Source organism: Streptomyces gossypii, assembly GCF_025165795.1.
Taxonomy (GTDB): domain Bacteria; phylum Actinomycetota; class Actinomycetes; order Streptomycetales; family Streptomycetaceae; genus Streptomyces; species Streptomyces gossypii.
Genome location: NZ_JAJAGO010000007.1, coordinates 347,225 through 362,513, shown reverse-complemented (window position 1 = coordinate 362,513; position 15,289 = coordinate 347,225). Strand labels below are relative to the sequence as shown.

Below are 15,289 nucleotides of genomic sequence, written 5' to 3'. Positions count from 1 at the left end.
TCCTGGATCGTGCAGGTAAGGGGGAAGCGTCAGCCGACACGGTCTTGATCCGGCCCAGGGCCAGCGCTGGTCCTCCCAGCCGTGCGCGGCCGGCCTCTTGGCGAGCTCCCGCTCCAACTGCACGAATTGCTCATCGCTCAGCCGAGGCGGCGATGCCGGACCGACCGCGCTCGAACCGCTCGGCCGCCCCCAGCCGTAACCGTTCCCGGATCTCCCACCGTTCTTCCCAGCCGGATCATGCTTGTCATAGCCGAGGTGGTCAGTGATCTCGCCTTCGAGCGCGGACTCCAGCAGCCGTCTGGCCAACTGCTGGAGCAGGCCGTTCTCGCCGGTCAGTTGCAGGCCCTCGACCTGAGCCCGGCTCACCAGCTCGTCGATCAGCTGGGCGTCCGCGGCCTTCGGCGGCTGCGGCCTGCCAGCTCGAGGGTCTCGGGCTCGGTCAGGATTCCTGCTGGGAGAGACGGCCCGACGGCAGTCGGGGATCCGGGTGCGCGCGCAGTCAACGACGTTTGGGCGGAGCGTGCGGTAGCAGTGGATTGCCTGGTCAGCGGGTCCTTCCCCGGGGTTTGAGGGGGGCGTTGGGCAGCTCGGGGGCGGGCAGGGGTGCGCCGTCGTAGCCATGGACCGTGCCGAAGCCGGTGCCGGTCATCCAGTCGGCGCGAGCCCGCCGGATATCAGCCTCGGACCTGCCGACGAAGTTCCACCACATCACCAGATTCTCCTCGAACGGCTCGCCGCCCAGCAGGAGCAGCGAGCTGTCGGCGTCCGCGCGGATCGGCAACTCGCGGCGTCCGCACCCCAGATAGAGCATCGAGCCCGGAGCCAGCCGTACTCCGTCGACCTCGCAGGGACCGGACATCGTCAGCACCGCGTACTCGAAGTCCGGTTCCACCGGCAGTCGCGCGTCGGTGCCGCCCGCCAGTGAGAGGTCCGCCCCGACCAGCGGCGAGTACGTACGCCCCGGTGAGGCCGCACCGTCGAGCGTGCCCAGGATCACCGTCGCGTCCAGTCCGCCTCCGCCCCGGACGGCGGGCAGTTCCGCGTGGTGCTCGAACGCCGGGTCGGTGTGCCGGTGGGCGTCCGGCAGCGCCACCCACAGCTGGGCGCCGTGCAGCAGCGGCGCGTGCTCGCGCGGGGACTCCTCCGAGTGCGCGATGGCCCGGCCCGAGGTCATCAGCCCCAGCTCGCGCGGCCGTACGGTCTGGAGGCTGCCGAGACTGTCCCGGTGCAGCACCTCGCCGTCGTGCAGCCAGCTGACGGTCTGGAGCCCGATGTGCGGATGCGGCGGCACCTGCATGCCCGGCTCGTCCGCGATGTCGTCCGGACCGTAGTGGTCCACGAAGCACCAGGCCCCCACCATCCGGCGCCCCAGATTGGGCAGCAGCCTGCGCACCACGGTGGATTCGCCCAGCGGTACCCGGCGCGGCTCCAGCAGCTCGCGGACAGGGACCGCCGCGACCTCCTCCAGGCCGCCGCACCGCTCCCGCACCGGCTGTGTGTCGAGATTGCTCATGCCCGCTCCTGTTCGCCGCTCTCGCTGGTGCCGACATCGTTCCATCCCCGAGTCCGCTCCCCGGCCGCCGCGCTAGAGTGCGTCGGGCGCGGGTGACAGGGGCGCCGACAGGCGGGGCGGGCGCGGGGCGGCGGAGGAGACGGCGTGATCGAGGAGATACTCCCAGCCGGTGCTGCTTCCCAGGAGGTGTTCGGGGATGCGGCAACGCCGGAGGGCGCGCTGTTCCCCGAGGAGGAGGCCAGGGTCGCCCGCGCGGTGGCCTCCCGCCGCGCGGAGTATGTGACGGCCCGCCACTGCGCCCGGCGCGCGCTGGCCGGGCTGGGATTCCCGCCGACGGCGATCGTTCCGGGGGAGCGGGGCGCACCGATCTGGCCGGAGGGCGTGGTGGGCAGCATCACCCACTGCGCGGGCTACCGTGCGGCGGCGGTGGCCCGTACCGGGGACATCCTGTCGCTGGGCATCGACGCCGAACCCGACGCGCCGCTGCCCGAGGGTGTCCTCGACTCCGTCACGGCCGGCGCGGAGGAGCGCGAGTGGGCCACTGCCGGTGGCATCGGGCCGAGCCGGGACCGGCTGCTGTTCAGCGCGAAGGAGGCGGTGTACAAGGCATGGTTCCCGCTCACCGGCAGCTGGCTCGGCTTCCGGGATGCCGTCCTGGAGGCCGACTGGGAGAGCCGTACGTTCACCGCGCGTCTGCTCGTGCCCGGGCCGGAACTGGCGGGAGGGCCGCTGCGGGTCTTCACGGGGCGCTGGGCCACCGGGCACGGACTGCTGGTAACGGCCGTCGTGGTGCCCGCGCCCGCCCCGGTCCGCCCGCCGGCGGCCGGTGCGGAGGCCGTACCGGCTCCGGTGGACTGAACCGGGCGAGCCGGAGGGCGGGCGCGGGCACGTGCTGCGGGCCGTCGATCGGGCTCGGCCGGCTCGGACGCCTCAGATGAGGCCCTGGGCCAGCATGGCCTCCGCCACCAGTTCGAACCCGGCGATGTTGGCCCCCACCACGTAGTTGCCCGGTGCGCCGTAGCGCTCCGCCGTGTCGTGGCAGGAGGCGTGGATGTGCCGCATGATCTCGGCGAGCCGGTCCTCGGTGTGCGCGAAGGACCACGAGTCGCGGGAGGCGTTCTGCTGCATCTCCAGCGCGCTGGTCGCCACGCCGCCCGCGTTCGCCGCCTTGCCCGGTGCGAACGCCACCCCCGCCTCCTGCAGGACGCGCACCGCTTCCGGGGTGGTGGGCATGTTCGCTCCCTCGGCGACTGCCTTGACACCGCCTCGTACGAGGGTGGCGGCATCCTCGGCGGTCAGCTCGTTCTGCGTCGCGCAGGGCAGTGCCACCTCGCACGGCACCGTCCACACGCCGCTCCCGCTCACGAAACGCGCGTCACCGCCGCGCCGCGCCGCGTAGTCCGCCACCCGGCCGCGTCCGGTCTCCTTGATCTCCTTCAGGAGCGCCAGGTCGATGCCCTTCTCGTCGACGACATAGCCGTCGGAGTCGGAGCAGCTGACCACGCGCGCGCCGAGCTGCTGCGCCTTCTCGATGGCGTAGATCGCGACGTTCCCGGAGCCGGAGACCGCCACTCGCCGCCCGTCCAGGTCCTCGCCCCGGCTGCGCAGCATCTCCGCCGTGAAGAGCACACAGCCGTATCCGGTGGCCTCCGTGCGGGCCTGGGCGCCGCCCCAGCCGACGCCCTTGCCCGTGAGTACGCCCGATTCGTACCGGTTGGTGATGCGCTTGTACTGGCCGAAGAGGTAGCCGATCTCCCGCCCGCCGACGCCGATGTCCCCGGCGGGCACATCGGTGTACTCGCCCAGATGCCGGTGCAGCTCCGTCATGAAGGACTGGCAGAACCGCATGATCTCGGCATCCGAACGGTTCTTGGGGTCGAAGTCGCTGCCGCCCTTGCCGCCGCCGATCGGCATTCCGGTCAGCGCGTTCTTGAAGACCTGTTCGAAGCCGAGGAACTTCACGATTCCCAGGTTGACCGACGGGTGGAAGCGCAGCCCGCCCTTGTACGGCCCCAGCGCGCTGCTGAACTCCACCCGGAAGCCCCGGTTCACGTGGATGTCCCCGGTGTCGTCCGCCCACGGCACCCGGAAGATCAGCTGCCGCTCCGGCTCGCAGATCCGCTCGATGATTCTCGCGTCGACCAGCTCAGGGCGCTTGGCGAGTACCGGGCCGAGCGTCTCCAGCACCTCCCGTACGGCCTGGTGGAACTCGGTCTCGCCGAGGTTCCGGCGCAGGATCTTCCCGTACAGCTGCTCGATGAGACGGGTCTCGGGCTGGTGCGACGTGGCTGCCTGCGGTATCGGCGGCATAGGGGGAACCCTTTCGCGTAGGGAGGCTGCGGTCCGGGACCGGTTGGGTGGACGGGGATACGGAGGCCCTCCCCGAGCCTAATGGTTTCCCCTCGGGACCCCGGCCGAGGGGAAGGTCTCCACCCAAAACATCTGCTGCGGTCCACCACGGGAAAGGGCCCAGCTCAGGCGAGCAGGGGAACGCTGAGGCGGCCCCGGGGAACGTGCCGTCCCCGGTTGAGCGCGCCTGTACGGCTGACCGGTACAGCCGTACAGGCACTTCCCCAGCAGCCGTTCTCAGGACTGCCGGGACGATGGGCGCGGGTTTCCCGAAATCGCGAAGGTAAGCCTCCGTCTGCCCCTCCGTGAAGCGGAAGCCCCCGGGACGATCTGAAGGAGCCGCTCGGACGGTGCCATGCAGGTCAGGGAGGGGCGGCGGCGACTTCCGATCAGACAGTCGGAAGATAACGGTTTCGTCTCGGAGAGGGCGGGCACAGTACCCCTCGTGCTTCAGACAGCAGGCACCCGCGGGAGCGACACGTACGGTCGCTGCGTTCGCCCCTGCTATGTCTGCTCTCGCGGTGTATCCGACCTCGGACCACTGCGAGAAAGAGAGCCACACCATGACCCAGGCCCCCGCACCCGCCCGCAAGCGCGGAAAGCACTCGCACCACGACGCCCCGGACACCGCCGCCGACTTCCGCCGTCTCGCCACCCTCTCCGAGGGGCGCGCGAAGGAGAGTCTGCGGCAGGAGGTCGTGCGGGCCTGGATGCCCATGGCGGAACGACTGGCGCGTCAGTACCGCAACCGGGGAGAGGACCTGGAGGACTTGCAGCAGGTCGCGTCGCTCGGCCTGGTGAAGGCGGTCACCCGGTACGACCCGTCTCACGGGTCGGCGTTCGAGAGCTTCGCCGTGCCGACGATCGTCGGTGAGATCAAGCGCCACTTCCGGGATCACCTGTGGGGCCTGCATGTCCCGCGCCGGGTCCAGGAGCTGCGCAACCGAGTCCGTGTCAGTCAGCGGGAGCTGAGCCTGACGCTGGAGGGAAGCACGCCGACGGTGGCGCAGATCGCCGAGCACAGCGGTATGTCGGAGGAGGAGGTGCGGGCCGGGATGGAGGCGCTGGAGAGCTTCCGCGCGCTGTCCCTGGACGCGCAGCCGTCCGGATCGGAGGACGGCTGGTCACTGGCGGACACCCTGAGCGAGCGGGAGCCCGGCTTCGACCTCGTCGTCTACCGAGAGGCGGTCAAGCCCCGGCTGCGTCTCCTGCCGGAGCGCGAGCGCCGGATCCTCTACCTGCGCTTCTTCCATGACATGACGCAGGGCAACATCGCCGACCGCCTCGGCATTTCCCAGATGCACGTCTCCCGGCTGATCAGCCGCACCTGCGAGCGTATCCACGACGAGGTCGAGGCCGACCGGGAAGCGCCCCGGGTGCCTTCGCAGCGCCGGTGCCACGGTCGGCGCACTGCCGCGGTGGCACCCGCCGGGCCGCCCGTCCCCAGGGGAGCTCGGCGCCACAGCGAAGCCGGCTCCTAACGAGCGGCCTCGCCGTTGTGGGAGCCGAGTTCCAGATCCTTGGGTGCGAGGCCGGTGCGCACGACCTCCCCGGCCAGCTCCCGCAGCTTCACGTTCAGGTCCTGGGAGGCGCGTACCAGCAAATGGAATGCCTCCGGGGAGCTGAGCTGGTAGCGCTCCATCAGGATGCCGGTGGCTTCACCGATGTACTGGCGGCTGGAGACGGCGGAATTGAGGGAGTCGACGAGTGAGGCGTGGGAAACGGCGAGCGAGGCGTGCGCGCTGTATATGGCGGCGGTCTGCACCGCCGTGGCGTCGAAGGCGTGCGGCTGCGACGCGTAGAGATTCAGCGAACCCAGCGCGCCGTGCTCCCCGGGCAGTTGGCAGAGCAGCATGGAGCGGGTGCCCGACTCCCGCGCGTACGCACCGAAGCGGGGCCAACGCTGGTCCGTGACGATGTCGGTGACGCGAAGGAGCTGGTCCGTCGTGCTCGCCTCCAGGGCCGGTCCCTCACCCAGCCGCACCTGGGCGCGGTCCAAGTCGCCGGCCCGCTCGTCGGTGCACGCCGGGATCTGGAATCTCTTCTTCCGTACGACGGTCACGCTCGCGTACTCGGCCCCGGGCACCGTCTCCGCTGCCAGTTCCACCACCTGCTGGAGGGTCTGACCCACGGACGGCTGCCGCAGTGTCTCCGCCATCGAGGCGAACATCGCCGCGAGGTTCATCGACTCGTCTTCAGCCATCGCCTCGTCACCGTCGTCTCATCGCTTCGGCCTGGTCCGAGCGACAAACTGGATCCTACCGCCCCGGCCTGGTCCGGAGTGCGGGCACTGCCTGGGGCGAGTAGCTTGAAAAAGCGCTGAAAACGGGCGGAAAGCCCACGGGCCGGTGTGATGTCCACGCGATGGACAGCGGTCCGTGTGTCCGCCGCTCACACGGTGTGCCTTGCGCAAGTCGGTCGAGAGGCCATTTTGCGAGGGGAGAGCCGAATCATGACCCCAAGTAGTACGGGTGCGAGGCGCACGCGTCACTCGCATCACGACGCTCCCGACACCGCCGCGGCCTTCGACCGGATCGCGTCGATGCCCGACGGGCCGGAGAGGGACGCGCTCCGCCAGGAGGTGGTGCGCGCCTGGGCCCCTATGGCGCACCGGCTGGCCGGGCGCTACCGGGACCGCGGCGAATCCCTGGAGGACCTGCAGCAGACGGCCGCCCTCGGCCTGGTCAAGGCGGTCTCCCGCTACGATCCGGCGCGCGGTGCGGCCTTCGAGAGCTTCGCCGTGCCGACGATCGTCGGTGAGATCAAGCGGCACTTCCGCGATCACATGTGGGATCTGCATGTGCCGAGGCGGGTCCAGGAGCTGCGCAACCAGGTACGTGCCAGCAGCAGGGAACTCCTCCTCACCCAGGAGGGCCGCTCCCCGTCCGTGGCGCAGATCGCCGCGCACAGCGGCCTGACCCAGGAGAACGTGCTGCTGGGCATGGAGGCGATGGAGAGCTACAGCACGCTGTCCCTGGACGCCGAGCTGCCCTGCGGCGACGACGGCTACTCGCTGCAGGACACCCTGGGGCGGCCGGAGCCCGGTTTCGACCTGGTCGTCCGCCGGGAGTCGGTGCGGCCCCTTCTGCGGAAGCTGCCCGAGCGTGAGCGGCGCATCCTCTACCTCCGGTTCTTCTGCGACATGACGCAGAGCCGTATCTCCGAAGAGCTCGGCATCTCCCAGATGCACGTGTCACGGCTGATCGCCAAGTCCTGTGAGCAGATCTGCCGCCGGATCGAAGACGCGCGGGCCGAGTCCGTACGTGCCGAGACCGCGCGGGCCGCCTGAACGCGAACCGTCTGGACGTGAGCAGCCTGGAGCGGTCCGGCCGCCGGGCGTTTGATGGTCCACGGGCGGGTACCCGGCGCTCATGGGATCGGACGAATCAGATGAACACGAACCACTCACCCCGGATCTGCCGCCTCCTGAGGAGGGTCCCGAACTGGACTTGGCGCCTGAGCCGGAGGAAGTCGGCAGGGCCGCCGGAAAGGGGGCGGAACGGGACCGCGGCCCCGACGAGGACGCGGAACCGCCCGAACCTCCCGACTGAACTTCCTGGCTGAAACACAGGGGACCGGGGGGCCTCGTACGCCTGAACGAACGCCCGCCGCCCGCCCAGGGCACTCGCCTCGTGAGGTGCTGCACATGGAGATCGGTTACAAGCTGGCGTCCGAGGCGTTCGGGCCCAACGAACTCATCAGGCAGGCGGTGCGGGCGGAGGCCGCGGGTTTCGATTTCGTGGAGATGAGCGACCACTTCCACCCCTGGCTCGACAACCAGGGCCACTCCTCCTTCACCTGGACGGTGCTCGGCTCGATCGCCGCGCATACCCGGACTCTCAAGCTGGCGACGGGCGTGACCTGCCCGACTGTGCGGTACCACCCGGCGATCATCGCGCAGGCCGCCGCGACCCTGGCCCTGGTCTCGCACGGACGGTTCGTCCTGGGGGTGGGTTCGGGTGAGCGTCTCAACGAGCATGTCGTCGGCCGGGGTTTCCCCGACGTGCGGGTGCGCCACCAGATGTTCCGAGAGGCGCTGGAGATCATCCGGCTGCTGTGGCGCGGCGGCTACCGCTCCTACCAGGGAACCCATCTGCGGCTCGAGGACGCACGGGTGTTCGATCTGCCTACGGAGCTGCCGCCGATCGCCGTCGCCGCCAGCGGCCCCTCCTCGGCACGCATCGCCGCCGAACTCGGCGACGGACTCTTCGTCACCGAGCCCAAGCCCGAGGTCGTCCGCGACTACGTCCGGGCGGGCGGCACCGGGCCCGGATACGCGGAGGTCCCCGTGGCCTGGGCACGCGACGAACACACCGCCGCGAAGGCCGCGCTCAACACCACGAGGTGGGCCGTCACCGGCTGGTACGTCATGAGCGAACTGCCCAACCCGGTTAACTTCGACGCGGCCACCACCACCGTCCGCGAGGAGGACATGCTCGCGGCCTTCGCCTGCGGGCCCGACCCGGCCCGCTACCGCGAGGTCGCCCAGCAGTTCACCGACGCGGGCTACGACCGGCTGGTGCTGATGAACGCCGGTCCGGATCCGGACGGATTCTTCGACTTCTTCGAGAACGAGCTCAACGACGCCCTGCGCGGCCTGACGCCCTCGCCGGTCCCGGCCTGACGCCTTCGCCGGTCCCCGCCTGACGGCAGAGACCTGACGCCAGAGAGAGGTCCCCCATGCGTGACACGCCCGTCCGGGCCGCGGACACCGGCGCGCCGGCCGAGGAAGCGCTGCGGACACTGGACGCCCACTGGCGGGCCGCGAACTATCTGTCGGTCGGCCAGCTCTACCTGATGGAGAACCCCCTGCTGACCGAGCCGCTGCGTCCGGAGCACATCAAGCCGAGGCTGCTCGGACACTGGGGCACCACGCCGGGACTGAACCTGATCCACACCCATCTCAACAGAGTGATCAAGGCCCGCTCGCTGGACGCGATCTGCATCTGGGGCCCCGGCCACGGCGGTCCGGCCGTCGTCGCCAACTCCTGGCTCGACGGCAGCTACAGCGAGACCTACCCGGACGTCGGCCGGGACGCCGCCGGCATGGCCCGGCTCTTCCGGCAGTTCTCCTTCCCCGGCGGAGTCCCCAGCCACGTCGCACCGGAGGTCCCCGGCTCCCTGCACGAGGGCGGCGAACTGGGCTACTCGCTCTCCCACGCCTACGGTGCGGCCTTCGACAACCCCGGCCTGCTGGCCGCCTGCGTCATAGGCGACGGCGAGGCCGAGACCGGCCCGCTGGCCGCCTCCTGGCACTCGAACAAATTCCTCGACCCCGTCCACGACGGCGCGGTCCTCCCGATCCTGCACCTCAACGGATACAAGATCGCCAATCCGGCCGTGTTCGCCCGGCTCCCCGAGGACGAACTGGAGGCGTATCTGCGCGGCTGCGGCCACGAGCCGGTCTTCGTCGGCGGCAACGACCCGATGACCGTCCACCGCGCACTGGGGGAGGCCCTGGACAGCGCACTGGACCGGATCGCCCTCATCCAGCACGAGGCCCGTACGGAGGGTCTGCGCGAGCGGCCGGTCTGGCCGCTGATCGTGCTGCGTACGCCCAAGGGCTGGACCGGGCCCGCGGAGGTCGACGGCCTGCCGGTGGAGGACACCTGGCGCGCGCATCAGGTGCCGTTGCCCGCCGTGCGGGAAAACCCCGAACACCTGCGCCAGCTGGAGGAGTGGATGCGCTCCTACCGGCCCGGCGAACTCTTCGGCACGGACGGCCGCCCCCGTCCGCTGGTGCTCGCGAGCGTCCCGGAGGGCGAGCGCAGGCTCGGTGCGAACCCGCATGCGAACGGCGGTCTGCTGCTGCGCGATCTGCCCGTCCCGCCGCTGGAGGGGTTCGCGGCCGAGGTGGCGGTCGAGAGGCCGGGAGCGACCTCGCACGAGCCCACCCGCGTTTTGGGAAGCCTGCTCGCACAGGTGATGACGGATACGGCCGATCGCCGCGACTTCCGGATCGTCGGCGCGGACGAGACCGAGTCCAACCGGCTCGAAGAGGTGTACGAATCCACTGGCAAGGCGTGGCAGGCCCGCACCCTGGAGGTGGACGAGAACCTGGACCAGCACGGCCGGGTGATGGAGATCCTCTCCGAGCACACCTGCCAGGGCTGGCTGGAGGGCTATCTGCTCACCGGCCGGCACGGCCTGTTCTCCTCGTACGAGGCGTTCGCACACATCGTCGACTCAATGGTCAACCAGCACGTCAAGTGGCTGCGGGTCACCCGCCGGCTGCCCTGGCGGCGGCCGGTCGCCTCGCTGAACTACCTGCTCACCTCACACGTGTGGAGGCAGGACCACAACGGTTTCTCGCACCAGGACCCGGGCTTCATCGACCACATCCTGAACAAGGCGCCGGAGGTCGTACGGGTCTATCTGCCGCCCGACACCAACACCCTGCTGTCCGTGACCGAGAGCGTGCTGGGCAGCCGCGACCACGTCAACGTCGTGGTGGCGGGCAAGCATGCCTGCTTCGACTGGCTCACCCTCGAACAGGCCCGCGAACACTGTGCGCGCGGCGCCGGGATCTGGGACTGGGCCGGCACCGAGGACGGCACCGCCGAACCCGACGTGGTCCTCGCCTCGGCGGGTGACGTGCCCACGCAGGAGGTCCTGGCAGCGGTCATGCTGCTGCGCGAGCACCTGCCGGAGCTGGCCGTACGTGTGGTCAACGTCGTCGACCTGGCCCGCCTGCTGCCCCGGCAGGAGCATCCGCACGGCATGTCCGGCGCGCACTACGACGCGCTGTTCACCACCGACAAGCCCGTGATCTTCGCCTACCACGGCTATCCGTGGCTGATCCACCGGCTGGCCTACCGCCGCACCGGCCACAGCCACCTCCACGTACGCGGCTACAAGGAGTTCGGCGCCACCACCACACCCTTCGACATGGTGGTGCGCAACGACCTCGACCGCTACCGCCTCGTCATGGACGTCATCGACCGCACCCCCGGTCTCGCCGTGCGGGCGGCGGCCGTACGGCAGACCATGGAGGACACCCGGCTGCGCCACCACTCGTGGATCCGCGAGCACGGCAACGACCTCCCCGAGGTCCTGGGCTGGAAGTGGAAACCGCGCTGACGCGCTGAGAGATACGGCCCGCCCCGCTGGAGGGAAACGCATGGACCTACGAGGACTCCTGCGCCGTTGGCCCGTCTACCGGCAACTCGCGGGCGCCGACCCGCTGGGCCGCGGCGCCGCCGTCACCTCCCCCCGCACCGAGGGGCTCAGGCCCCGTACGGACGCGGCCGACCGGGTTGTCAAGTCCGTCTGCCCCTACTGCGCGGTCGGCTGCGGACAGCAGGTCTACGTCAAGGACGACCGGGTCGTGCAGATCGAGGGTGACCCCGACTCCCCGGTCAGCCGGGGACGGCTGTGCCCCAAGGGTTCGGCGACGCTCCAGCTGACCACCGGGCCCGCCCGTGGCCACCAGGTGCTCCACCGCCGCCCGTACGGGACGGACTGGGAACCGCTGGACCTGGAGACCGCCATGGACATGGTCGCCGACCGGGTCGTCGAATCCCGCCGCAGACACTGGCAGTGGGAACAGGACGGACTCCGGGTGGCACGCACCCTCGGCATCGCCAGCCTCGGAGGCGCGACGCTCGACAACGAGGAGAACTACCTGATCAAGAAGCTCCTCACCGGTCTCGGCGTGGTGCAGGTGGAGAACCAGGCCCGGGTCTGCCACAGCTCCACCGTCGCCGGGCTGGGCACGTCCTTCGGGCGCGGCGGTGCGACCACCTTCATGCAGGATCTGCAGCATTCGGACTGCATCGTCATCCAGGGTTCGAACTACGCGGAGGCGCATCCGGTCGGATTCCAGTGGGTGATGGAGGCCAAGGCGCGCGGCGCCACCGTCATCCACGTCGATCCCCGCTTCACCCGTACGAGTGCGCTCGCCGATCTGCACGTGCCCATCCGGGCCGGCTCCGACATCGCCTTCCTCGGCGGGATCATCCACCACGTGCTCTCCGAGGAGAAGGACTTCCGCGAGTACGTCCTCGCGTACACGAACGCATCGACCCTGGTCAGCGAGGACTTCCGGGACACCGAGGACCTGGACGGCGTCTTCTCCGGATTCGACGCGGAGCAGCGCCGCTACGACCCCCGCAGCTGGCAGTACGAGGGCTCCGACGTCCAGGCTCCTGCGGGTGACCGTGACTCGCTCTACAAGCAGCGGGTCGACGACGCGGCCGCGCGGCACAGCGTGCGCGACGCCGGGGGACCGGAGACACACGGATCGGGCGGGGCACGCGCCCGCCCCACACCGGAGCGCGACGAGACCCTGCGCCACCCCCGCTGCGTCTACCAGATCCTCAAGCGGCACTACTCCCGCTACACACCCGAGAGGGTCGAGCAGATCTGCGGCGTACCGCAGGACACCTTCCTGAGGGTGTGCCGGGAGCTGACCTCGAACTCGGGCCGGGAGCGCACCAGCGCCTTCGTCTACGCGGTGGGGTGGACCCAGCACTCCACCGGTGCCCAGTACATCCGCGCCGCCAGCGTGCTCCAGCTGCTGCTGGGCAACATCGGCCGCACCGGCGGCGGGATCCAGGCACTGCGCGGCCACGCCTCGATCCAGGGCTCCAGCGACATCCCGACCCTCTTCAACCTGCTGCCCGGCTACCTGCCGATGCCGCACGCGCACGCCCACGAGGACCTGGACGCCTTCGTGACCGCGAGCCGCACGAAGAAGGGCTTCTGGGGCGACATGCGTGCCTACTTCGTCAGCCTGCTCAAGGCGTACTACGGTGCCGCGGCCACCGCCGAGAACGACTACTGCTTCGACCATCTGCCCCGGCTGACCGGATCGCACAGCACCTACGACACCGTCCTCGCCATGCTCGCCGGAGAGTGCGAGGGGTACTTCCTGATGGGGGAGAACCCCGCGGTGGGCTCCGCCAACACCCGGATGCAGCGGCTGGGAATGGCCGAGCTGGACTGGCTGGTCGTCCGCGACTTCTCGCTCATCGAATCGGCGACCTGGTGGCAGGACGGGCCCGAGATCGAGTCGGGCGAAATGCGCACCGAGGACATCAAGACGGAGGTCTTCTTCTTCCCCGCTGCGGCGCACACCGAGAAGTCCGGCTCGTTCACCAACACCAACCGGTGGGTGCAGTGGCACCACGCGGCCGTCGAGCCGCAGGGCGAAGCCCGCAGCGACCTGTGGTTCATGTACCACCTCGGGCGCCGCATCAAGGAGCGGCTGGCCGCCTCCACCGATCCCATGGACCGGCCCGTGCAGGATCTGACCTGGGACTATCCGGTGGAAGGCCCGCTGCGGGAGCCGGTGGCGGCAGCGGTGCTGGCCGAGATCAACGGCTACGGCCCGGACGGCGGCCCGCTGCGGGCGTACACCCAGCTCCGGGACGACGGCTCCACCTCCTGCGGCTGCTGGATCTACTGCGGTGTGTTCGCGGACGGCGTCAACCAGGCCGCCCGGCGCAAGCCGCACACCGAACAGGAGTGGACGGCACCCGAATGGGCGTGGGCCTGGCCGGCCAACCGCCGCATCCTCTACAACCGCGCCTCCGCGGCACCCGACGGCACGCCCTGGAGCGACCGCCGGGCCGTGGTGTGGTGGGACGAGGCCCAGGGGCGGTGGACCGGGCACGACGTACCCGACTTCATCCCCGACCGTGAGCCCGGCTACGTACCACCCGAAGGTGCCACGGGCCCGGACGCGCTGCGCGGCGACGACCCGTTCATCATGCAGGCCGACGGCAAGGGCTGGCTGTTCACCCCGGCAGGCCTGGTGGACGGCCCGCTGCCCACCCACTACGAGCCGCAGGACTCACCCTTCCGCAACGCGCTCTACCCCCGCCACTCGCGTTCGCCGGTGCGCCGGGTGCGCCCGCACGAGGAGAACCCCTACCACCCGAGCGGGGAGGAGCCGGGGGCGGACGTCTATCCGTACATCGTCACCACGCACCGGCTCACCGAACACTTCACCGCGGGCGGCATGAGCCGCTGGTCCCCCTATCTGGGCGAGTTGCAGCCGGAGTTCTTCTGCGAGGTCTCTCCCGAACTCGCCGCCGAACGCGGGCTCGAACACGCGGGCTGGGCCACCGTCATCACCGCGCGCAACGCGGTCGAGGCCCGCGTACTGGTGACCTCCCGGCTCGCCTCGCTGACGGTGCAGGGCCGGACCGTCCACCAGATCGGCCTGCCCTTCCACTGGGGGCCCAACGGCGTCGTGACGGGAGACGCGGCGAACGAACTGGTCGCCATCGTCCAGGACCCGAACGCGCACATCCAGGAGGACAAGGCGCTCACCGCGGACATCCGCCCCGGCCGCCGCCCGCGCGGCGCGGACCTGCGGCGGCTGGTCGCCGACTACCGGCAGCGCGCGGGCATCACGGCGAAGACCGGCACATAACCGGCGGACGGCAGGGCGGGCAGATGAGAGGCAGGGAGAGCACATCGTGAAGGGCAACCTCTTGAGCGGTCCGGAGCCCGATCCGAGCACCGACGCGGGGCACACCGACGCCCCGCCCCGGGTCGGCTTCTTCACCGACACCTCGGTCTGCATCGGCTGCAAGGCGTGCGAAGTGGCGTGCAAGGAATGGAACGCACTCCCGGAGGACGGACTTTCGTTCAGCGGGATGTCCTATGACAACACCCAGGCGCTGAGCGCGTCGACCTGGCGGCATGTCGCCTTCATCGAGCAGTCCGCGCCGAGCGCCGTGCCCACCCCGGAGGGACGAGCCGAACTGCCCCTGGCCGGTGCGGAGGCGCCAGGTACGGACGGGGGCCAGATGCGCTGGCTGATGTCCTCCGACGTGTGCAAACACTGCACCCACGCCGCCTGCCTGGACGTGTGCCCCACCGGTTCGCTCTTCCGTACCGAGTACGGCACGGTCGTGGTCCAGGAGGACATCTGCAACGGCTGCGGATACTGCGTCCCGGCCTGCCCGTACGGCGTCATCGAACAGCGGCCCGCCGACGGGCGGGCCTTCAAGTGCACCATGTGCTACGACCGTCTGGGCGCGGGCCAGGAACCGGCCTGCGCCAAGGCGTGCCCCACCGAGTCCATTCAGTTCGGCCCGCTGGACGAACTGCGCGAGCGTGCCGCGCTGCGGGTGGACCAGCTCCAGGAGGCCGGAGTCACCGGTGCCCGGCTCTACGGGCACGACCCGCAGGACGGCGTCGGCGGTGACGGTGCCTTCTTCCTGCTGCTGGACGAGCCCGCCGTGTACGGGCTGCCGCCGGATCCGCAGGTCACCACGCGCGACCTGCCCGCCATGTGGCGGCACGCGGGGGCAGCCGGGGTCGCGCTCGCCGCCGGCACGGTGCTCTCGTTCACCCTGCCGTCCGTACTGAGGGCGGCTGCTTCGGCGGCGGCGTCGGCGGCGTCGGCCGCGTCGGCCGCGCTGCGAGGAGGGGGAGCCCGATGACCCGCGACGACAATCCGGGCCGGGACGC

Annotated in this window: 11 protein-coding genes and 1 pseudogene; 8 read left to right on the top strand and 4 right to left on the bottom strand. The window is 70.5% G+C overall.

The features are described 5' to 3' along the window. Positions 1-2: 2 nt before the first annotated feature. Both LHJ74_RS34560 and LHJ74_RS17360 read right to left on the bottom strand, forming a co-directional pair. Positions 3-381 (bottom strand): annotated as a pseudogene (locus tag LHJ74_RS34560) (hypothetical protein); the annotation flags it as partial. Between the two features lie 163 nt (positions 382-544). After that, a complete protein-coding gene (locus tag LHJ74_RS17360) occupies positions 545-1,513 on the bottom strand; it encodes a pirin family protein (protein WP_260218949.1) in 969 nt (322 codons plus the stop codon). A 144-nt stretch (positions 1,514-1,657) separates the two neighbouring features. Between LHJ74_RS17360 and LHJ74_RS17355 the strand changes: the two genes are divergently transcribed. Next, complete coding sequence (locus LHJ74_RS17355; protein ID WP_260218948.1) at positions 1,658-2,371, top strand: 4'-phosphopantetheinyl transferase family protein; 714 nt, start codon at positions 1,658-1,660, stop codon at positions 2,369-2,371. A 72-nt stretch (positions 2,372-2,443) separates the two neighbouring features. Here the strand turns inward: LHJ74_RS17355 and gdhA are convergent, their stop codons facing one another. Then, positions 2,444-3,823, bottom strand: coding sequence for an NADP-specific glutamate dehydrogenase (gene gdhA / locus LHJ74_RS17350; protein WP_260218947.1), 1,380 nt, complete (start codon positions 3,821-3,823; stop codon positions 2,444-2,446). 602 nt (positions 3,824-4,425) lie between these two features. Between gdhA and LHJ74_RS17345 the strand changes: the two genes are divergently transcribed. Beyond that, the gene (locus LHJ74_RS17345; protein WP_260218946.1) at positions 4,426-5,343 is read left to right on the top strand and encodes a SigB/SigF/SigG family RNA polymerase sigma factor; all 918 of its coding nucleotides are present in this window, start codon (positions 4,426-4,428) and stop codon (positions 5,341-5,343) included. On the opposite strand, the gene LHJ74_RS17340 is transcribed toward LHJ74_RS17345, so the two are convergent. Further along, the gene (locus tag LHJ74_RS17340) at positions 5,340-6,065 is read right to left on the bottom strand and encodes a GAF and ANTAR domain-containing protein (RefSeq protein ID WP_260218945.1); all 726 of its coding nucleotides are present in this window, start codon (positions 6,063-6,065) and stop codon (positions 5,340-5,342) included. The genes LHJ74_RS17345 and LHJ74_RS17340 overlap by 4 nt on opposite strands. A 249-nt stretch (positions 6,066-6,314) precedes the next feature. Between LHJ74_RS17340 and LHJ74_RS17335 the strand changes: the two genes are divergently transcribed. From LHJ74_RS17335 to LHJ74_RS17310, 6 genes are all read left to right on the top strand, one after another. Continuing rightward, positions 6,315-7,151, top strand: coding sequence for a SigB/SigF/SigG family RNA polymerase sigma factor (locus LHJ74_RS17335; protein WP_260218944.1), 837 nt, complete (start codon positions 6,315-6,317; stop codon positions 7,149-7,151). Between the two features lie 82 nt (positions 7,152-7,233). Then, the gene (locus LHJ74_RS17330; RefSeq protein WP_260218943.1) at positions 7,234-7,413 is read left to right on the top strand and encodes a hypothetical protein; all 180 of its coding nucleotides are present in this window, start codon (positions 7,234-7,236) and stop codon (positions 7,411-7,413) included. A gap of 95 nt (positions 7,414-7,508) precedes the next feature. Next, positions 7,509-8,486 carry a TIGR03557 family F420-dependent LLM class oxidoreductase gene (locus LHJ74_RS17325; RefSeq protein ID WP_260218942.1) on the top strand — a complete coding sequence of 326 codons (978 nt, stop codon included), beginning with the start codon at positions 7,509-7,511 and terminating at the stop codon, positions 8,484-8,486. Positions 8,487-8,542: 56 nt separating this feature from the next. Then, complete coding sequence (locus tag LHJ74_RS17320; RefSeq protein ID WP_260218941.1) at positions 8,543-10,942, top strand: phosphoketolase family protein; 2,400 nt, start codon at positions 8,543-8,545, stop codon at positions 10,940-10,942. A 40-nt stretch (positions 10,943-10,982) separates the two neighbouring features. After that, positions 10,983-14,243, top strand: a complete 3,261-nt coding sequence (gene fdh, locus LHJ74_RS17315) for a formate dehydrogenase (protein ID WP_260218940.1) — start codon at positions 10,983-10,985, stop codon at positions 14,241-14,243. Between the two features lie 46 nt (positions 14,244-14,289). After that, positions 14,290-15,261 carry a 4Fe-4S dicluster domain-containing protein gene (locus LHJ74_RS17310; protein WP_260218939.1) on the top strand — a complete coding sequence of 324 codons (972 nt, stop codon included), beginning with the start codon at positions 14,290-14,292 and terminating at the stop codon, positions 15,259-15,261. Positions 15,262-15,289: the final 28 nt, after the last annotated feature.